The sequence below is a fragment of the Saccharopolyspora sp. NPDC000995 genome (genome assembly GCF_053599315.1).
The window spans coordinates 54,288-72,055 of sequence record NZ_JBSFLZ010000017.1 but is presented as its reverse complement, the minus strand read 5'-3'; the positions used below and the strand labels follow the sequence as shown (position 1 = coordinate 72,055).

General features: G+C 68.2%; 19 protein-coding genes and 2 pseudogenes. 14 read left to right on the top strand and 7 right to left on the bottom strand.

Annotated features, from left to right (window positions below; translation table 11 throughout):
- Both ACWDKQ_RS09050 and ACWDKQ_RS09045 read right to left on the bottom strand, forming a co-directional pair.
- A partial coding sequence (locus tag ACWDKQ_RS09050; protein WP_450138210.1) for a hypothetical protein occupies nt 1-206 on the bottom strand: 206 nt, incomplete at its 3' end.
- 395 nt (nt 207-601) lie between these two features.
- On the bottom strand, nt 602-1,459 hold the full coding sequence (locus ACWDKQ_RS09045; protein WP_450138209.1) for a universal stress protein: 858 nt from the start codon (nt 1,457-1,459) through the stop codon (nt 602-604).
- 284 nt (nt 1,460-1,743) lie between these two features.
- Here ACWDKQ_RS09045 and otsB point away from each other — a divergent pair, with 284 nt between their 5' ends.
- The 4 genes and pseudogenes from otsB to ACWDKQ_RS09025 all read left to right on the top strand — a co-directional run bounded on the left by otsB (nt 1,744) and on the right by ACWDKQ_RS09025 (nt 4,596).
- Complete coding sequence (gene otsB / locus ACWDKQ_RS09040) at nt 1,744-3,045, top strand: trehalose-phosphatase (protein WP_450138208.1); 1,302 nt, start codon at nt 1,744-1,746, stop codon at nt 3,043-3,045.
- A gap of 4 nt (nt 3,046-3,049) precedes the next feature.
- A pseudogene (locus tag ACWDKQ_RS09035) lies at nt 3,050-3,151 on the top strand (hypothetical protein); the annotation flags it as partial.
- 245 nt (nt 3,152-3,396) lie between these two features.
- Nucleotides 3,397-3,483 (top strand): annotated as a pseudogene (locus tag ACWDKQ_RS09030) (universal stress protein); the annotation flags it as partial.
- Between the two features lie 291 nt (nt 3,484-3,774).
- Complete coding sequence (locus tag ACWDKQ_RS09025; protein WP_450138207.1) at nt 3,775-4,596, top strand: universal stress protein; 822 nt, start codon at nt 3,775-3,777, stop codon at nt 4,594-4,596.
- Nucleotides 4,597-4,726: 130 nt separating this feature from the next.
- Here ACWDKQ_RS09025 and ACWDKQ_RS09020 read toward each other — a convergent pair whose 3' ends face one another.
- The 3 genes from ACWDKQ_RS09020 to ACWDKQ_RS09010 all read right to left on the bottom strand — a co-directional run bounded on the left by ACWDKQ_RS09020 (nt 4,727) and on the right by ACWDKQ_RS09010 (nt 6,525).
- Entirely contained in the window at nt 4,727-5,284 is a 558-nt protein-coding gene (locus ACWDKQ_RS09020; protein WP_450138206.1) for a universal stress protein, read from the bottom strand.
- Nucleotides 5,285-5,454: 170 nt separating this feature from the next.
- Nucleotides 5,455-6,051: an Rv1733c family protein gene (locus ACWDKQ_RS09015; RefSeq protein WP_450138205.1), complete on the bottom strand. Its 597-nt coding sequence runs from the start codon at nt 6,049-6,051 to the stop codon at nt 5,455-5,457.
- Nucleotides 6,052-6,267: 216 nt separating this feature from the next.
- Nucleotides 6,268-6,525, bottom strand: coding sequence for an SHOCT domain-containing protein (locus ACWDKQ_RS09010; RefSeq protein ID WP_450138204.1), 258 nt, complete (start codon nt 6,523-6,525; stop codon nt 6,268-6,270).
- Between the two features lie 170 nt (nt 6,526-6,695).
- On the opposite strand from ACWDKQ_RS09010, the gene ACWDKQ_RS09005 reads away from it, so the two are divergent.
- Nucleotides 6,696-7,127 (top strand): universal stress protein, encoded by a 432-nt coding sequence (locus ACWDKQ_RS09005; protein ID WP_450138203.1) that lies wholly within the window; start codon nt 6,696-6,698, stop codon nt 7,125-7,127.
- A gap of 95 nt (nt 7,128-7,222) precedes the next feature.
- Complete coding sequence (locus ACWDKQ_RS09000; RefSeq protein WP_450138202.1) at nt 7,223-7,549, top strand: diiron oxygenase; 327 nt, start codon at nt 7,223-7,225, stop codon at nt 7,547-7,549.
- Nucleotides 7,550-7,577: 28 nt separating this feature from the next.
- Here ACWDKQ_RS09000 and ACWDKQ_RS08995 read toward each other — a convergent pair whose 3' ends face one another.
- Nucleotides 7,578-7,760: a hypothetical protein gene (locus tag ACWDKQ_RS08995; RefSeq protein WP_450138201.1), complete on the bottom strand. Its 183-nt coding sequence runs from the start codon at nt 7,758-7,760 to the stop codon at nt 7,578-7,580.
- Between the two features lie 933 nt (nt 7,761-8,693).
- Nucleotides 8,694-9,734 carry a LacI family DNA-binding transcriptional regulator gene (locus ACWDKQ_RS08990; RefSeq protein ID WP_450138200.1) on the bottom strand — a complete coding sequence of 347 codons (1,041 nt, stop codon included), beginning with the start codon at nt 9,732-9,734 and terminating at the stop codon, nt 8,694-8,696.
- Nucleotides 9,735-9,909: 175 nt separating this feature from the next.
- On the opposite strand from ACWDKQ_RS08990, the gene ACWDKQ_RS08985 reads away from it, so the two are divergent.
- From ACWDKQ_RS08985 to ACWDKQ_RS08950, 8 genes are read left to right on the top strand one after another with little or no spacing between them, the layout of a single operon-like run.
- Nucleotides 9,910-11,088, top strand: a complete 1,179-nt coding sequence (locus tag ACWDKQ_RS08985) for an amino acid ABC transporter substrate-binding protein (protein ID WP_450138199.1) — start codon at nt 9,910-9,912, stop codon at nt 11,086-11,088.
- Nucleotides 11,089-11,095: 7 nt separating this feature from the next.
- Complete coding sequence (locus ACWDKQ_RS08980; RefSeq protein ID WP_450138198.1) at nt 11,096-11,980, top strand: branched-chain amino acid ABC transporter permease; 885 nt, start codon at nt 11,096-11,098, stop codon at nt 11,978-11,980.
- The gene (locus ACWDKQ_RS08975; protein ID WP_450138197.1) at nt 11,964-13,016 is read left to right on the top strand and encodes a branched-chain amino acid ABC transporter permease; all 1,053 of its coding nucleotides are present in this window, start codon (nt 11,964-11,966) and stop codon (nt 13,014-13,016) included. The genes ACWDKQ_RS08980 and ACWDKQ_RS08975 overlap by 17 nt, the downstream gene beginning before the upstream one ends.
- The gene (locus tag ACWDKQ_RS08970; protein ID WP_450138196.1) at nt 13,013-13,747 is read left to right on the top strand and encodes an ABC transporter ATP-binding protein; all 735 of its coding nucleotides are present in this window, start codon (nt 13,013-13,015) and stop codon (nt 13,745-13,747) included. The genes ACWDKQ_RS08975 and ACWDKQ_RS08970 overlap by 4 nt, the downstream gene beginning before the upstream one ends.
- On the top strand, nt 13,737-14,531 hold the full coding sequence (locus tag ACWDKQ_RS08965) for an ABC transporter ATP-binding protein (protein WP_450138195.1): 795 nt from the start codon (nt 13,737-13,739) through the stop codon (nt 14,529-14,531). Before ACWDKQ_RS08970 ends, ACWDKQ_RS08965 begins: the two co-directional genes overlap by 11 nt.
- Nucleotides 14,528-15,682 (top strand): Gfo/Idh/MocA family protein, encoded by a 1,155-nt coding sequence (locus ACWDKQ_RS08960; RefSeq protein ID WP_450138194.1) that lies wholly within the window; start codon nt 14,528-14,530, stop codon nt 15,680-15,682. Before ACWDKQ_RS08965 ends, ACWDKQ_RS08960 begins: the two co-directional genes overlap by 4 nt.
- Complete coding sequence (locus ACWDKQ_RS08955; RefSeq protein WP_450138193.1) at nt 15,679-16,836, top strand: dihydrodipicolinate synthase family protein; 1,158 nt, start codon at nt 15,679-15,681, stop codon at nt 16,834-16,836. The genes ACWDKQ_RS08960 and ACWDKQ_RS08955 overlap by 4 nt, the downstream gene beginning before the upstream one ends.
- Nucleotides 16,833-17,708 (top strand): sugar phosphate isomerase/epimerase family protein, encoded by an 876-nt coding sequence (locus ACWDKQ_RS08950; protein ID WP_450138192.1) that lies wholly within the window; start codon nt 16,833-16,835, stop codon nt 17,706-17,708. Before ACWDKQ_RS08955 ends, ACWDKQ_RS08950 begins: the two co-directional genes overlap by 4 nt.
- The last annotated feature ends 60 nt before the right edge of the window (nt 17,709-17,768 follow it).

The window sequence follows — 17,768 nt, the reverse complement described above, 5'->3', positions numbered from 1 at the left end:
GGACGCTCCCGCAGCGCCCGCAGATCCAGAAGATCCTGCAGCAACCGGCGCGTCAGCTCTCGGCAGCGCTCGGCGAGCAGATCCTCCAACGCGCCGTGCGTCATCACGCCGCAGTCGTCACCGGCAAGCTCACCAACGATCGACATGAACACCTCCGAGGAGGACTCGAACGCACCCATGACTTCATCATTCGCGTACCCTGACACCCGGGCTCCTTCTTGACGTTCATGCGGCTTCAGCACCCACGAACGTAACGAGAAGGAGCCCTTCCAGGATCACCACCCAGCGAAATCGCTGATCACACACGTCCACCAGCTCACTCCAAAAGAGCCACACCCAATTGAAATCAGACCTTCCATTTCGATGGAAACTGCGGATCCGAAGGTCCCAAGGCCACGTCCGGAACCTCCTCTCTAGGAGCCGCTGCGATGAGTGCCTCCGGAACGACCCGGCTGGTGCTGCTGGGTGTGCTCGTTCTCGGCCTGGCGGTGATCTACTTCCCGCTGCTGGTCGTGCTGCTCAACTCGGTCAACCCGACACCACGTTCGCGGAATCACCACGTTCGGCCTGGCACCGGGAACGGCAGGCGTGACCGATCTGCTCACCTGGCGCGCAGGACCGCGACCGGGCAAGGCGCCCGGTTCACCACGGCGTGGCTGACCGACCCGAGCAGGCTCCGGCGAATGCGCCCCCGTCCGTGGCTTCCCACCACCAGCAGGCCCGCCCCTTGCGCCTCGCGCAACAGGGCCTGCGCGGGCTTCTCCGGGATGATCGCGCGCCGCACGTCGACGTCGGGGTACTGCTCGCCCCAGCCGGCCAGGGATTCGGCGACCACTTCCTCGGCTTCGCCACGCACCTCGCTCCACGGCAGCTCCCACTGCTTGACCCGGGCGAAGGGGTCCAACGGCAGGTCGCTCCAGGCGTGTACAGCCACCAGCTCGCAGCCATGCCTGGAAGCGAAATCGTAGGCGAAGCCGATGGCCAGACTGCTGGCCGACGACCCGTCGACACCGACCACCACAGGTGCCGTCCCCGGCTCCCCGACGCTGCCGCGGACCACCACGACCGGGGCGCCGGTGCGTCGCGTCAGCAGCTCCGCAGATGTTAAGCCGAGGACCCCCATCTGCACCTCGATCCGCGGCCCACCGAGCACCAGCACCTCGGCGTCCGCGGCCATCTCGCTGAGCACCTCGGCCGGCTCCCCGAGCGGCAGGTAGCTGCGCACGTCCAGCTCCGGGTCAATCTCCCGGCAGTCCTCCCCCAGCGCGTCGAGCTCCCGCCGCAGAATCTCCTGCAGCGGTTCCAGCACGCCATCCTCGCCCGGTACCTCGATCGTGGTGTGCGCATCAAACGGCCACGTGAGCACGTGAACCAGCAGCAAGGGCCGACGCCGGTCGGACGCCTCGCGCGCCGCCCAGCGAACCGCCCGGCGGGACGGCTCCGTCAAATCGAATCCCACGATTACCGCCTTGCGCGTTGTCGCCGTCACCCGAAACGCCTCCCCCTGCCATCGGTCGGACGATGGTGCATATGATGGATCGGACTTCGACGCGCGGCACTCGATCAGGGCAGCATCCCCGGCGGTCGCCCAGGGCGCAATGACGCCGTTGGACCTTCGACCACGCTGAGCCGACGAGCCGCGGCGAAGGCATCGAACGACGGTGGATTCGCGCGTCAGGTCGGGTAGCCGAGGAGTGGTGCTAGTCCGACCAGGTCTAGGCGGTGTGGAGAACCGGAGTCCGCATGGCCACCACGAACATCGATCCCCGTCGCCACCGCGCGGTGCTGTTCGACATGGACGGGGTGATCACAGACAACGCCTCGGCGAGCGCGCTGCTGTTCGACGACGCGGTCCCGTTGGTCGACGCGTTGCGCAGCCAAGGCATCCGGACCGCGGTCATCTCCGCCAGCCGAAATAGCACCCAGATCCTGGAACAGGCCGGAGCAGGACAGCTGTTCGACCTCCGGGTGGACGGTGTGCTCGCCGACGAGCTGGGGTTGCCCGGCAAACCCGATCCCGCGGTGTTCCTCGAAGCCGCGCGTCGGCTCGACACGCCGCCCGGGGCATCCGCGGTCGTCGAAGACGCCCAGGCCGGGGTCGAGGCCGCCAGAAGGGGGGGTTTCGGCCTCATCATCGGGGTTGCCCGGACCGGCCCGCCGAGCCGGTTGCTGGAGGCCGGGGCCGACGTGGTCGTACTAACGCTCACCGACGTTTCTGTCGCGGCGTCCAGCCAGCGACGGCTGTCCGAGGTCGCCGACGGCCTCGGCCGCTGGGGCGAGATCGCCGACCGCATTCGAGATCACCGACCCGTGGTGCTGCTGGACTTCGACGGCACCCTCGCTCCGATCCGGAGCGACCCGACCAAGGTCACCATGCCGTTGAAGACGCGGGAGGTCCTGCAGCGGCTCGTCCAGCGCTGCCCGGTGGGGATCCTCAGCGGCCGAGACCTGCAGGACGTGCGCAGCAGGATCCGCATCGACGGCCTGTGGTACGCGGGAAGCCACGGATTCGAGCTGGCCGGACCGGACGACGTGTCGATCGCACTACCCGCCGGGGAGTCCGCGCTGCCCGATCTCGACGAGGCCGAACGGCGGCTGTCCGATGAGCTGGAACTCGTCGCAGGCGCCCGGGTCGACCGGAAGCACTTCGCCCTCGCGGTGCATTACCGCAACGTCGCGCCGGACGCCGCCGACCAAGTGATATCCATTGTGGACAGTGTCGGTGACGCTTTCCCCGAACTCCGCACGACGCACGGCCGGCGAGTGGTCGAGTTGCTGCCGAACATTGACTGGAACAAGGGCCGGGCGCTGCGATGGCTTCTGGATCGGATGGGGCTCTCGGATCCCGACGTCGTTCCCGTCTTCGCCGGCGACGACTACACCGACGAAGACGCGCTGCGCGAGATCCACGACGACGGGATCGGGATCGTGGTGCGCAGCGCAGAACACGGCGATCGCCTGACCTGGGCCCATTACTCGGTCGACGACCCGGTCTCGCTGACCGCGTTGCTCACGCGTTTCACCTCGTCGCCGGGAAGCGCATGAACCCGTGGCAACTCGATTTCCGCGACTTCGCGCGCACGGCGGAGGTCACCGGGAAGCCTTGTGCACCTTGGGAAACGGGTACTTCGCCACCCGCGGTGCGGCGCCGGAGTCTCGCGCCGACGGGGTGCACTACCCCGGCACCTACGTCGCGGGCTTGCGCCGTCCTGCACGCGCGAACGTCCCAGTCCCGCATCCGCGTCACCGAAGCCGCCCGGTTCCGGGTGTTCGTGGCGGACGAGTTCCTGACCTCGGCTCGTCCCTGGTCCGGCAGGACGAGCTGATCGCCCATGACATCTCGCTAGACGTCGAGCAGAACGCCGAAGTACGGGTGGAGAAGACGGCACCCGCAGACGGGGCATCATCCGCTCGACCTTGCTCGGCTCAGTCAGCCACGCTGTGGCGCACTACGCGGCCTGCCCGGTGGCCATCGTCCGCTGAGCGTCCCAACCTCACACCGATAGGTGCCAATGGGCTCTACCTCTCCCCGCTCGCGTATCGAAATGCTTGGGGCTCATGGCGGCCGGGGTTTCGGCAGGGCGATGCTCCTGCTCGGCGGATGGAAGCTCAGACGTAGCGCGAAAAGCGAAGAGCCGGAGGCGGTCTCCTCAGCTTTGTCCACATTGGATCTTGTTGTGTGCTGGGGGCACTTGACGTTCGCCACCGGGGTTTCCGGCTGCATCCCTCGGACGTTGAACGGTTCGGCGCGCGAACCTCCCGGGAGGAGTGAACATGGGTACGAATGGGCCCGTAGTCGTGGGCGTGGACGGCTCCGCCCGATCGATGGCGGCAGCAACGTGGGCGGCTCGGGAGGCCGACCTGCGCGGGGCGAAGCAGGTGCGGGTCGTCATGGTCACCGGCGATCCGCTCTGGGACGACGAAGCCTGGGAAACCACCGGTCCCCTCGCGGACCGGCTTTCCGGTAGCCATCCGGAGCTGGAAGTCTCCCCCGAAGTCGTGCACGGCGAACCGGCCGACGTGCTGATGCACCTTTCCGGCGAGGCGCAGCTGGTCGTGGTCGGGTCGCGGGGGCGCAGCCCGCTGACCGCAACCCTCCTGGGATCGGTCAGTGCCAAGGTCGCGGCCCACGGGCGGTGCCCGGTCGTCGTCGTTCGCGATCACCCCGACAGCGGGCCGGTGGTCGTCGGGCTGGACAACTCCCCGTACAGCAGCACCGCGCTCCGATACGCGTTCGACGCCGCGGACCGGTACGGGAGCGAGCTCGTGGCGATGCAGGTGTGGGAAGACGTCGAGTACGCACCGGTGGTGCCCAGGCTGGGGTACGAGCTAATCGACCTGCAGGCCGAGGCCCGCCTCGGTCTCGCGGAACAGCTGGCGGGCTGGGCGGAGTCCTACCCGAACGTGCCAGTGCGCCCGGTCACGCAACGCGGCCACCCGGTGGCCGAGCTGGCCGCCGCCGGCGAGAACGCGCGGCTGCTCATCGTCGGGCATCGGGGTCGGGGCGGATTCACCGGGCTGCTGCTTGGATCGGTAGCCGCGGGGCTGATCCGGCACGCGGTGTGCCCGGTGGCCGTCGTTCGCGATAGGCGATGAAGAGGGTGAAATGGTGACCTCGGACAAGCCCATTGTCGTGGGCGTCGACGGCTCGCAAGACTCCGTCCGGGCGGCGGCCTGGGCCGCGGCCGAAGTGGGCACCGCAGCGCACCGCGGCGGCTGCTGATCGTCAACTACCACCCGGCACGAGCCGACTACGCGGAGAAGGCCGTGCAGAAAGCCGTCGCGATGCCGCGCACAAGGGCTCCAACTTAAACATCGACGCGCTCAGCACCGCGACGGGACACGGTGCGCGGTTCGCCACGGTGTGGCTCACCGAGCCGAGGAATGCCCGGCGGATCCGGCCGCGCCCGTGGCTGCCCACGGCGACCAGGCTCGCCGCCCGGGTTTCCCGGAGCAACGCCTCAGCCGGTTGCTCCGGCGTGACCACCCGCCGCACCACGACGTCGGGATAGTGCTCGCCCCAGCCCGCGATGGCCCCGGCAAGCACCTCTTCGGCATCACTGCGCGCCTCGCCCCAGGGGAGCTCCCAACGCCGCACGCGCGCGAACGGGTCCAGCGGCAGTTCGTTCCGGGCGTGCACGGCCGCGAGTTTGCAGTCGTGTCGCGAAGCGAAGTCGCAAGCGAAACCGACGGCGAGCTCGCTGTTCGCTGAGCCGTCGACGCCCACCACGACCGGCGCGGACTCCGGGACGGGGCGCTCGCAGTCGTCCCGAATGCCGACCACCGGGGCGCCGCAGCGACGGCGAGCAGTTCGGCCGAAGTCGAACCCAACACGCCGTGGGATTCGACCCGGGCGCCGCCAAGCACTAGCACAGTCGAACCCGACAACGATCGGTTTGCTCATCCCCATCACACTCGAACACCCGGCGCATACCCGTCCTCCCAGCTGCCCCCTCAGTGCTCCAGCCACTTCGCTTCGACGATCTCCCACTCGCGGTTCCAGGCACGCTCGGCGCATGCGTCGGCGATCCCGCGGACGCACCAGATCAACCCTGCGCACAGCAGTTCGCCCGCAACCACGATCTCGAAGGCGACCGCGCCCGCAGAGGCTCGCAGCTGGGCTTCGCTCGGCGGCGCGACCGTGATGCGATCGGCCGTGTCCACCCACAAGCGAACCTTGCCGCCGAGCACGGTCCCCGCAGGTACGGCCGCGGTGTCCGCGTGCGCCCTGCCGTCCGCCCCGGTCCACGAAACCCCTGCCGTGTAGCTGGTGGACTCGTGCTCGGCTCCGCTGATCACGTGGGCGACGGGCGCACTCGTCACGACGGCTTCCACCGCTCGCCTCGTCGAGGCGGCGACCGCAGCCTCTCGCGCTTCGTCGGCGTAGTTCGCGTTCCCGGCCGCGATCGCCGCCGGGACCATCAGCATGGCGGCACCGAGCAACACGAGGATCGCGATCGCCGCGACCCGGTCCAGCCGACGCCGCAACGGATTCCGGCCCAACGCGTGAGCAAGCCACCGAACGTCGGCCCGCAGTGAATTGCAGTCCATCACGTGCTCCAGGCAGGTTCGTCCCCTTCCAAGATTGGGCCGCCTGCCCGAGCAGGATTAGGGCATTTCGTCATCGAGTTCAGGACCGGGGCCCCGTCGCCTAGCCGCGGTCGCCAGAGGTCCACTGTGGTCATTGATCCGACCAGGAGCCGCCGTCCAGGTTCGCCGTGCTGGCCGAACGGCCCGCCAACGCGACAGTGCGAATGCATCCACACCTCACGTTCTCCGGCGGTCGTGCTCCGACAAAGCCTGCAGCCGACGGCGGTACTCCTCTTCGTCGATGTCGCCACGCGCGAACCGCTCCGCGAGGATTTCCTCCGCTCGGCCGGTCCCGCGCTCAACTCGTCCGGTGCGCCCGAGGTATCGGACCACCGCGATGATGATGGCGATGATCAGCACCCAGAACAACACCGTGCTCACCGTCATCACCACGAACCCCCACGCACCCATGCCGTAGCCATCCCAGTAGGGCATCTTGACCTCCCCGGGCATCCCATCCGCGTTGACGATTGCGCACCATCTAAGCCCCAGGTAGGGCTGATGGTCACCTGCCGGGGTCGAAGGCCGATCGACCCTTCCGCGCGCTCGGGTGGCCCATGCAGAGTGGGTTGCGCACGGCCGTCGCGAACAGGCACGGGTAAAGCATGAGCGAGCAACGCGACTACTCGATCGTCGTCGGCGTCGACGGCTCACCGCCGTCCCGGAACGCTCTTCGGTGGGCCGTCCGCCTGGCCCGGTCGAACAACGGCCACATCACCGCCGTCATGTCGTGGGAACTCCCCGAACTCTACGACTGGCCGATGCCCACGGCCGAAGAATGCGACCGCGCAACCGAAAAGGCGCTCGCGACCGTCATCCGCGAAACCGTCGACGACATCGACGCCGCCGTAATCCGGGGAGAAGTGGCTCGCGGCCACCCGGCCAAAGCCCTGCTGAAGGCGGCGGAATCGGCCGACCTGCTGGTAGTCGGATACCGCGGAGCGGGCGGCTTCGCCCACGCTCTGCTCGGCTCGGTCAGCCAGTACTGCGTCAACCATGCCCCCTGCCCCGTGGTCGTGGTCCGCGACCGAGCATGACCCCGGCGGCATCGTGGCACCGACCGCCCAGCCTTGATTTTGACATCGTTCATTGTCACGATTTTCGATGTCGTCAACGTGGGCGGAGCTGCGGTATGTCGAACACCGCAGCGGAAGCGGACCGGGAAGACATCTCGCACCGGTTGCTCGAATCAGCGGAAACCCTCTCCTACGACCCCATCAAGGAGATCGACTGGGCCCAACCCCCGCCGGAGGACCACTACGGACTCAGCCCGCAGTGGAGCTCCCTGTACGGCACCCGCCTCTGGGACCAGATGAGCGGTCCTGCAGCAGATGGCGCCGCGCGACCAGTACGCGCAGAACCCGGCGAAACAGACCGTAGCGCCTCGCCGCTGTCGGGTAGCTCGCGTTTCCGCTCGACCTCAATGGGACTCATGACCGGGATTATCTCCTTGAGTTGATCGCCGTGTACGCCCGTGCCAGGTTGGACTAACCGCAGTGGTCTTGCACCGCACCAAACGCTCGCCGAAGCGCGGTCTCGTCGGACAGGGGAATGTTTCCGAACAGCACCAGTTGCTTGGCGTCGGTCAACGGGTTCGCCAGCCGCTTGGTCAGGAATCTGTTGTAATAATTCCTCTCCGCCCGGAAAATGTCACCGTCCTGAACAGGCATCAGGACCGTCTCACTGTCCGAGTCGGCCGAATTGACCGCAAACGCTGTCAGCAGCTCGTCAGTGGTGCACAGTGGCCTGTGCGGGGTCTAGGCAAATCAGCACGGACGGAGTAACACAGCCACAGGGCAGGTGGGCGACCAGCAGACGCCGATCGACGCGATACAGCGACTCGGTTTTGACTAGCCCCGCAGAGATGAATCCTGCACTGAAATTTTGGGATAGACCCGCACGTCGAGTGTCCGAAAGGTTCGCCGGATTCAAAGCTGGCGATGAAATATGTCTCGCCACGCTCGGACCTGACCGCAAGAGACGTGGCCGTTTCTCTGAAAAATTCCCACAGCACGTCATCATCCTGGCCCCATTCGAACCGGTTCGACTTCTCATGCGTGTCGTAGCTCAGCGCTAGATCGCCATTATCTGTCGTGATCGTAATTGAACGAATCCAAGGCTCTTCCAGGGGCTGCGGAGATTCGCCGAATTCGTTCGAAAATTCTTGTTCGTCAGGAACGTTGAGCACGTCAGTACCGAAATACGCCGGGGACGCGCTGCTTCAGTGCAGCATGGCCGCCTGAGGTGTCCAATATTCGAATACGACAGCAACCCGACGAAACACGGCAACACCGCCACCAGGCACCAGCGGATCACCGAAGCACGGCACTAACCCAAGCGAAACCACGCAGCAGCACCGAACCGACGACACCAGGCCACCCAGCCACCACCATCCACAACCACCACAACACACCGTGACCACCGCCGCGAGGCAACTTGGTCACGGTGCGTCACGAATTCGTGCAGGTCAGGCGATTTTTTCGGCGGACGTCCGGGTTGGGTGCATTGGCAGGCCCTCTACGCCCTGACCCGTTCGCGCGAAATCGCCGCGACGTCCGTGCCCTGGTGACACCCGCCCGTTCAACCAGAGTGCCGGCGAGGGCTCAGCGCTCGCGGCGCGGGGGTGGCGCGGTGGACTCGCGCACCACCAGGGAGTGCGTCGTGGTGCGGCGGCGGGGTCGGGCCGACGGTTGCTTCAACGCGAGGAGCAACGCCTGCTCCCCCATTTCCGCCATCGGCAACCGCACCGTCGTCAAAGCCGGCGACAGGTGCTCCGCGACAGCCACGTCGTCGAAGCCAGCCACCGAAATATCCTTCGGCACAGCCATTCCGCGCGCTCGCAGGGCCGCGAGGACACCGATCGCCATGTCGTCGTTGAGCGCGATCACCGCCGTCACGTCGGGGTGATCGTCGAGAACGCGCTGCATGGCCTGCGTGCCGCCCTCGCGCGTGAACGCTTCCTCGATGACGGCAATGTCCTCGATCGACAGACCAGCCGCTTCCAGCGCCTGCGCGGCTCCCGCGAGTCGATCGGCCACCGTGGTCAGGGTCCGGGGCCCGGCGACGAAGGCTATCTGCCGGTGCCCAAGGGAAAGAACGTGTTCGGTGATCGACCGACCGCCTGCGGTGTTGTCCGGGAGCACCGCATCGGTGCCGAGGTGGTGGCGTCCGATCACCGCGACGCGGCCGCCGGTTTCCTGGAACTCCTGGAGGTCCTGCTTCACCGACGCCTGCGTCCGCGCGTCCACAAAACCCGAGCCCGCGATGATGATCGCCCGGACCCGGTTGGCGATCAGCGTGCGGACCTGTACGAGCTCGTTCTCCGGGTCGCGCCCGGTGTGGCAGATCTGCACGGTCAGGCCCTGCTGTGCGCCGACGCGCAGCACCCCGCTGGCGATCTCGGTGAAGTAGGGGTCGCCGATCTCGTGCACGAGTAGCCCGACGCTCGTGCTCGCGCCGCCAGCCAGCGTGCGGGCGTGCACATTGGCGATGTAGCCCATCTGCGCGGCGACTTCGCGCACCCGCTCAGCGATGGCGTCGCTGACGCCCGCGGACCCGGACAGCGCCCGCGACGCCGCCGCGATCGACACCCCGGCCCGCTCGGCGACGTCGATGAGCCTGAGCCTCGCGCGTTGCTGTGGCATCCGTGACCCCTTCCGCTCCGGTCCGCCTCGCGGAGCCACCGTCATGATCCGTGGCCCTTGCCACTTCGACCGCTGGTTCCTATTCTGCCGTAAGCGCTTACGAAAACGCTTTCGGGATGCCCCCAACGACGGGTGGATCATGAAAATTTCACAACGTCTTCGACTAGGTGTACTCGTGGCCAGCGCGAGCCTCGCGCTGGCCGGCTGCCTCAGTTCGGGCGCCGGAGGCAACGACGACAGCATCCAGATCGGCATCTCGCTGCCCCTCACCGGCGACTTCTCCGAGCCCGGCAAGGGTGTCCGCCGCGGTTACGAAGCGTGGGCCGACTACGTCAACGCCCGCGGCGGGTTGTTGGGCCGCAAGCTCAAGCTGACCATCCTCGACGACCAGTCCAACGCCGACCGCGTAGCGGCCGACTACGAGAAGCTGATCAACCAGGACGGCGCTGACCTGGTCTTCGGACCGTTCTCCACGCGCCTGGTGATCCCGGGCGCGCAGGTCGCCAAGGACTACGGCTTCCTGTTTGTCGAGCCGGCCGGCGCCGCCGAGGAAGTGTTCAACCAGGGCTTCGACAACCTCTTCTACGCCGCGCCTGCGGTCGCCGAGGACCACTACAACCACTTGGCCGCGGCGATCCTGGCGATGCCCGCCGACCAACGCCCGAAGACCGCCGCTTACGCGGCGATGGACGACCCGTTCGCGCAGGGCACGGCCTACGGATTGAAGGGCAAGCTCGAAGCGGCCGGAATACGCACGGTGGTCGATGAGGTCTACCCACCCAACACCACGGATTTCGGTTCCGTCGCGGCCAAGATCGCCGATTCCCGCGCGGACCTCATCGTCGGCGGAACGCAGTACCAGGACGCGGTCAACCTCATCCTGGCGCTACGCCAGCTCGGCTACCAGCCCGCGATGGCGGCCTTCTCCACCGCACCGACCAACCCGGAGTTCTCCAAAGCGATCGGCGAGCAGACCGAGGGAATCCTCTCCCCCACCGGCTACACGCCGGACGCGAACTTCCCGTCCAACAAGGAGTTCGTCGAGCACTACACCCGGATGTTCAACTCCCCGCCCAACGAGGACGAGGCCAACGCCTGGACCACCGGCCAGGTCGTGGCCGCCGCCGTGCAGGCCGTCGGTTGCGCCGATCCGGACCCCGACTGCCAGCGCAGACTCATCGACTGGCTTCACCAGAACAAGGTGGAGACCGTGGTCGGCGAGCTCAGCTGGGACACCACCGGAAAACCGCGCGGCGCGCACCTGATCCAGCAGTACGTCGGCGGCCGGATCCGCATCGTGCTGCCCGCGGAGACCAAGGAAGCCGACCTTGTCCACCCCAAGCCGGCGTGGTGATGCCGAGATGACCGGATCGCTCCTGCTGCAGGGCCTGGTGCTCGGCGTGCTGCTCGGCGGGCTCTACGCCCTCCTCGCCGCGGGCCTGACGCTGTACTTCGGCGTGATGCGCGTGGTGATGCTGGCGCACTCCGCGTTCCTGATCCTGGCGGCATACCTGGCCTGGTTCTTCAACCTCCAGACCGGCTTGGACCCGCTGCTGTCGCTGCTGGCGACCGTCCCGCTTTTCTTCGCGGTCGGCGTGCTCATGCAGCGGTTGCTGATCTCCCGGCTCCGACCGGCGACGCTGACCATGATGTCGGTGCTGCTGACGTTCGCCATCGCGCTGATGATCGAAGGCGCGCTCGGGCTCGTCTTCAGCGGCACCCACCGGCGCATCCAGCTGCAATACTCCGGCGCGAACATCCAGTTCTTCGGCGCCAGCATCCCGGTGGTGAAGCTGATCGCGTTCGGCCTCGCCGCGATGTCGCTGGCCGCGCTCTACGTGCTGCTGAAGAAGACCCGGTTCGGCCAGGCGCTGCGTGCCACGATCCAGCACCGGGAGGCCGCGCAGCTGGTGGGCATCAACACCGGCCGGATCGCCGGCTACGGGTTCGGGTTGGGTCTGGCCACCGCGGCGATCGGCGGTACGGCGCTGGCCCTGGACTCCACGATCTACCCGTCGCTGCACTGGCACTGGATCGGGCCGCTGATGGCGATCATCGTGGTGGGCGGGCTGGGCAGCGTCCCCGGTGCGGCGATCGCCGCCATGGTGCTGGGGCTCGGCCAGAGCCTGCTGCAGCTTCCACTCGGAACGACTTGGGCGCAAACGGGTTTCTACGTCGCGCTGTTCGCCACCTTGCTGCTGCAACCCCAGGGATTCTTCGGAGGCCGCCTTGCGCAGCGTTTCTGATCCCGCCCGCGCCGCGAAGCTGCACGGCCTGCTCGCGCTGGCCGTGCTGGTGGTCGCTTTCCCCGCGCTGGCCCCGGATCCGTTCATCCTGTCGGTCGGCGTGGTGATCATGAGCTATGCCGTGCTGGCCACGTCGTGGAACTTCGTGGGCGGATTCACCGGCTACATCTCGCTGGGCCACTCCGCGTACTCCGGGCTCGGCGGTTACGCCACCGCGCTGCTGGTCGTGCGCGCGGACCTGAACCCGTGGCTCGCGCTGGTTCTCGGTGGCGTGGTCGTCGCGGTGCTCGCGGTGCCGATCGGCGTCGCGAGCCTTCGGGTGCGCGGTGCGTCGTTCGTCATCGTTTCGATCGCGCTGGTGCTGATCACGTTGCTGGTCTTCCAGAGCTGGGGAGATTTCACCGGAGGTTCCAACGGCTTGCGCGTGCCGCGCCCGTTCGGTCCGGACGTGCTCCGACCAGAGCAGCACGAGCGGTTCTTCTACCTCCACGCCGTGCTGCTGGCCGTCGCCCTGCTGTGCTGGTGGGCGATCGACCGCTCCCGGTTCGGCTCCGGGCTGAAGGCTATCCGGGAGGACGAGGACAAGGCGGAAGCGCTCGGGGTGCCGACCTTCACCTACAAGCTCGTCGCGTTCGTCGTCTCGGCGTTCTTCACCGCGCTGGGCGGCGGGCTCTACGCGCTGTGGTTCGGGTTCCTCGACCCGATCTTCCAGTTTTCCGTGCTGACCGGTTCATACCTCGTGCTGATGAGCCTGCTCGGCGGTGTGCGGAGCCTATTCGGCCCGTTGCTCGGTGCGGTGATCGTCGGCTACGCCGTGGAGTACTTCAAGGCCCAGTACGGCGACACCCAGCTGCACCTGGTCGCACTGGGGGTGCTGCTCGCCGCGGTGGTGCTGTTCATGCCCGACGGGATCATCCCGGCGCTGCGCGACCTGTTGCACCGGTTCCGCCCGCGGACGGCATCGATCCGGGAAGTCAGCCAGGCCGAGCTCGCCAAGCAGCGCCAGGCCGGGACCGTCGAGGAGGCGCGCCTGTGAGCACGGGACTGGAAACCACCGGCCTGACCAAATCCTTCGGCGGGGTGCGCGCCGTCGACGGGGCCACCGTCGCCTTCCAGCACGGCAAGGTCAACGCGCTGATCGGCCCCAACGGATCGGGCAAGACCACGTTCTTCAACTGCGTCACCGGGATGATCAAGCCCGATTCCGGTTCCGCGAGTTACCGCGGCCGGGACATCACCGGCCGCCAGCCGCACCGGATCGCCCGCGCGGGCATCGGCCGCAGCTTCCAGCTGTGCCGGATCTTCCCGCGGATGACGGCGGTGGAGAACCTGTTGGTCCCGGTCCGCTCCCGAGCCCTGCTCGGCCAGCTGGTCTCCGCGCGCCAGCACGCCGACCTGGACCGGGCGCGAGAACTGCTCACCCGAGTCGGCATCGAGCACCTGGCAGACGTGCAGGCCCGCGACCTGTCCTATGGCCAGCAGAAACTCCTCGAGCTCGCCGGGGTGCTGATGGCCGAGCCCGAGACGGTCCTGCTCGACGAGCCCGCGGGCGGGGTGAACCCGGCGCTGATCGAGCGGATCGGGGAACTGGTGCGCGCGCTCAACGCCGAGGGCCGGACCTTCCTGATCGTGGAGCACAACATGGACCTGGTGATGAGCCTGGCGGACCACGTGGTCGTCTTCGACCGCGGGCGGCCGATCGCCGCGGGCACGCCCGACGAGGTCCGCAACGACCCGCGAGTCCTGGAGGCTTACCTTGGGATCTGAGCAGCGGGGTTCAGGCGAGCACCTGCTCGAACTCGTCGATGTCGAGGCCGGGTACGGGCGCGCGGCGCTGGTGCTGCGCGGGCTGACGGTGCGGGTGCCGCCGGCCAGCGTGGTCTGCCTCGTGGGGCCCAACGGCGCCGGGAAGTCCACGGTGCTCAAGGTCGCCAGCGGCATGCTCGCGCCGCGATCCGGCCGGATTCTGGTGTGCGGGAAGGACGTCACGAACCGCCGACCGCAGCAGATGCTCGAAGCCGGCCTGTCCCACGTCCTCCAGGGACACAGCGTGTTCAAGGAGATGACGGTCGAGGAGAACGTGCTGCTCGGCGCGTACACGCTGCGGGACACCTCCGAGATCGCCGACCGCGTGGCATTCGTCCAGGACCTCTTCCCGGTCGTCGCCGAGCGGTGGAACGCGCTGGCCGGGGCGCTTTCCGGCGGCCAGCAGAAGCAGGTGGAGTTCGCCCGGTCCCTGATGGTCAGCCCGAATGTCGTGCTGCTCGACGAGCCGTCGATGGGCCTGGACCCCAAAGCGACCGAGACCGTGTTCGCCCAGGTGGGGCGGATGCGCGAGGCGGGGACGGCGGTGCTGCTGGTGGAGCAGAACGCCCGCCGCGCATTGGAGGTCGCCGACCTGGGCTGCGTGCTCGACCTCGGCCGGGTGCACATCTGCGGCCCGGCATCCGACCTGCTTGCCGACCCGCAACTCGGCGAGCTCTACCTCGGCAGCCGACGCTCCAGCACCACATCGTCGAAGACGTTTAAGACAGGAAGGCCGCGAGCATGACCGATCGCACCTACCGCATCTTGATGAACGGCGTCACCGGCCGGATGGGCTACCACCAGCACCTGCTGCGCTCGGTCCTGGCGATCCGCGACGACGGCGGCGTGCCGCTCGCCGACGGCAGCCGCATCCAGGTTGAGCCGGTCCTGGTCGGCCGCAACGCCGAGAAGCTGGCCCGCATCACCGCTGACCACGACATCGCCGAGTGGAGCACCGATCTCGACGCGCTGCTGACCGAGGACGCTGCGGAGATCTACTTCGACACCCAGGTCACCAGCGAGCGCCGCAAGGCGGTGCTGAAGGCCGTGGCCGCAGGCAAGCACGTCTACACCGAGAAACCCGTGGCCGCGACCGTGGCCGAAGGCGAGGAACTGGTGAAGGCAGCCGAAGACGCCGGGGTCGTCAACGGTGTCGTGCACGACAAGATCTTCCTGCCGGGCTTGCAGAAGCTCAAACGGCTCGTGGACGCGGGATTCTTCGGCCGGCTCCTGTCCGTGCGCGGGGAATTCGGCTACTGGGTCTTCGAGGGCGACATGCTGCCCTCGCAGCGGCCGAGCTGGAACTACCGGGCCGAGGACGGCGGCGGCGTGGTGCTGGACATGTTCTGCCACTGGAACTACGTGCTGGAGAACATCTTCGGCCGGGTCAGCGCGGTCACCGCGAAGGCCGTCACCCACATCCCGGAGCGCTGGGACGAGGACGGGCAGCGCTACGACGCCACCGCCGACGACGCGGCTTACGCGATCTTCGAGCTTGACGGCGGGGTCATCGCGCAGATCAACTCATCGTGGGCGGTGCGGGTGGAACGCAAGGAACTGCTGGAGTTCCAGGTGGACGGCACGCACGGATCGGCGGTCGCGGGCCTGTTCGGTTGCCGGGTCCAGCCGCGGGTGCGCACCCCGCGGCCGTCGTGGAACCCGGACCTGCCCACCACCGAGGACTTCCGCGGCCAGTGGGACGAGATCCCCGACAACGCGGAGTTCCGCAACGGTTTCCGCGCGCAGTGGGAACGCTTCCTGCTGGACGTGCACCACGGCAGGCCGCACCCCTACGACCTGGCGGCCGGGGTGCGCGGCCTCCGGCTCGCCCACGCCGGGCTCACCTCGTCTGCCGAGGGCCGCCGCATCGAACTGCCCACCGGCGGCGCGGCATGAGCGCGATCGAACTGCCCACCGACCAGGGCACCTGGGCGGAGGTCGTGCTGCGCGAACCCAGGCAGTGGAAGCAACATCCGCAGCCATACGGTTCGCGGGTCGCGTTCGCCGCCGCGCACGTGGTCGCCGATCCGCTCGGTGACAACACCCCGGGGGCACCCGCGGCAGTGGAATGGGAGTCCACATTGGCCTTCAGGCGGGAGCTGTTCCGCTACGGGCTCGGGGTGGCGGAGGCGATGGACACCGCGCAGCGCAACATGGGCCTGGACTGGCCCGCGGTGCAGGAACTCGTCCGCCGCAGCGCTGAGCAGGCCCGCTCATTCGGCGCCCGGATCGCCTCCGGGGCGGGCACCGACCACCGGGCGGGGGCCACCACCCTCGACGAGGTCATCGCGGCCTACGAGGAGCAGGTCGGACTCGTGGAGGGGGCCGGCTCGCAGGTGATCGTGATGGCTTCCCGCCAGCTGGCCGCCATCGCCGGCGGCACCGACGACTACCGGCGGGTGTACGACACGGTGCTCGGGCAGGTCGCCGAGCCGGTGATCCTGCACTGGCTCGGTGAGGTCTTCGACCCGTACCTGGCCGGCTACTGGGGCTCGACCGACCTGACCACCGCCACGGAGGCCTTCCTCGATCTGGTCCGCGACCACGCCGCGAAGGTCGACGGCGTGAAGGTGTCCCTGCTGTCGGCCGAGCACGAGCGTGGTCTACGCGCCGCACTACCAGCCGGCGTGCGGCTCTACACCGGTGACGACTTCAACTACCCGGAGCTGATCCGCGGCGACTCGCAACACCACTCGGACGCGCTGCTCGGCGCGTTCGCCGCGATCGCTCCAGCCGCGTCGGCCGCGCTGGCCGCGCTCGATGACGGCGATCTCGCGACCTACGACGCGGAAATGACTGCAACGCTCCCGCTGTCACGGCACGTGTTCAGCGCACCGACCTTCCACTACAAGACCGGGATCGCCTTCCTGGCTTGGCTCAACGGCCGCCAGCCGGGCTTCACGATGCTCGGCGGGTTGCAGTCCGCGCGCAGCATCGTGCACCTGGCCCGGATCTTCGCGCTGGCCAACGATGCGCAGCTGCTGGTCGATCCGGAGTTCGCCGCGCACCGGATGCGGTTGTGGCTAGAAGCTGCGGGGGCCGCTGCATGAGCGCGCGCGACGTGCCGATGAGCGCACCGGCCCGGGTACCGACTCCGCAGCCCGGTGACCCGCGGTTGGCCCGGCTTTCGCTGAACCAGCGCACGACCGCCAACTGGTCGCTGCGCGAAGCAGTGGAGGGCTGCGTGGCCGCCGGGCTCGGCTCCATCGGGGTCTGGCGCGAACCGGTCGCGGAGGTCGGGCTGGAGGTCGCCGCGCGGATGGTTCGCGATGCCGGACTGCGGGTTTCCTCGCTGTGCCGCGGGGGTTTGTTCACCTCCGGCGATCCGGTCGGCGACAACGTCACCGCCCTCGACGAGGCCGCAGTTCTCGGCTGCGACGCGCTGGTGCTCGTGCCCGGCGGGCTGCCCGTGGGCGACCGCGATCTCACCGGTGCCCGGCAGCGCGTGGCCGATGCCGTCGCCGCACTGGTCCCGCACGCGCGCGAACGCGGGGTGCGACTGGGCATCGAGCCGATGCACCCGATCTTCGCCGCCGACCGAGGGGTCATCTCAACCCTCGCCCAGGCCCTGGACATCGCAGAGCGGCACCCGCCGGACGTGGTCGGCGTCGTGGTCGACACGTTCCACGTGTGGTGGGAGCCGGGCGTGCTGGAGCAGATCGCGCGCGCCGGGCAGCGGATCGTCAGCTACCAGATCTGCGACTGGATCACCCCGCTACCCGCGGACACGCTGCTCAACCGCGGGATGATGGGCGACGGCCACATCGACTTCGCAGCGCTCACGCGCGCGGTTTCCGCTGCCGGGTACCGCGGGGACGTCGAGGTCGAGATCTTCAACGCCGACCTCTGGGCCGCCCCCGGCTCCGATATTGTCGCCACCCTGACCCGCCGGTACGTCGAGTTCGTGGAGCCGCACCTCTAGCCACACCTCTAGCCGCCAGGAGGAGTCCACATGAGACGAAGAACAAACGACAACTACGGG

What these genes read in the sequence shown, in the direction of transcription:
- ACWDKQ_RS08995 (WP_450138201.1), bottom strand. Translation starts at nt 7,760, where the DNA reads ATGCCTGTTCAGGACGGTGACATTTTCCGGGCGGAGAGGAATTATTAC.
- ACWDKQ_RS09005 (WP_450138203.1), top strand. Translation starts at nt 6,696, where the DNA reads ATGAGCGAGCAACGCGACTACTCGATCGTCGTCGGCGTCGACGGCTCA.
- otsB (WP_450138208.1), top strand. Translation starts at nt 1,744, where the DNA reads ATGGCCACCACGAACATCGATCCCCGTCGCCACCGCGCGGTGCTGTTC.
- ACWDKQ_RS08990 (WP_450138200.1), bottom strand. Translation starts at nt 9,734, where the DNA reads ATGCCACAGCAACGCGCGAGGCTCAGGCTCATCGACGTCGCCGAGCGG.
- ACWDKQ_RS09000 (WP_450138202.1), top strand. Translation starts at nt 7,223, where the DNA reads ATGTCGAACACCGCAGCGGAAGCGGACCGGGAAGACATCTCGCACCGG.
- ACWDKQ_RS09010 (WP_450138204.1), bottom strand. Translation starts at nt 6,525, where the DNA reads ATGCCCTACTGGGATGGCTACGGCATGGGTGCGTGGGGGTTCGTGGTG.
- ACWDKQ_RS08980 (WP_450138198.1), top strand. Translation starts at nt 11,096, where the DNA reads ATGACCGGATCGCTCCTGCTGCAGGGCCTGGTGCTCGGCGTGCTGCTC.
- ACWDKQ_RS08950 (WP_450138192.1), top strand. Translation starts at nt 16,833, where the DNA reads ATGAGCGCGCGCGACGTGCCGATGAGCGCACCGGCCCGGGTACCGACT.
- ACWDKQ_RS08955 (WP_450138193.1), top strand. Translation starts at nt 15,679, where the DNA reads ATGAGCGCGATCGAACTGCCCACCGACCAGGGCACCTGGGCGGAGGTC.
- ACWDKQ_RS09015 (WP_450138205.1), bottom strand. Translation starts at nt 6,051, where the DNA reads ATGGACTGCAATTCACTGCGGGCCGACGTTCGGTGGCTTGCTCACGCG.
- ACWDKQ_RS09025 (WP_450138207.1), top strand. Translation starts at nt 3,775, where the DNA reads ATGGGTACGAATGGGCCCGTAGTCGTGGGCGTGGACGGCTCCGCCCGA.
- ACWDKQ_RS08960 (WP_450138194.1), top strand. Translation starts at nt 14,528, where the DNA reads ATGACCGATCGCACCTACCGCATCTTGATGAACGGCGTCACCGGCCGG.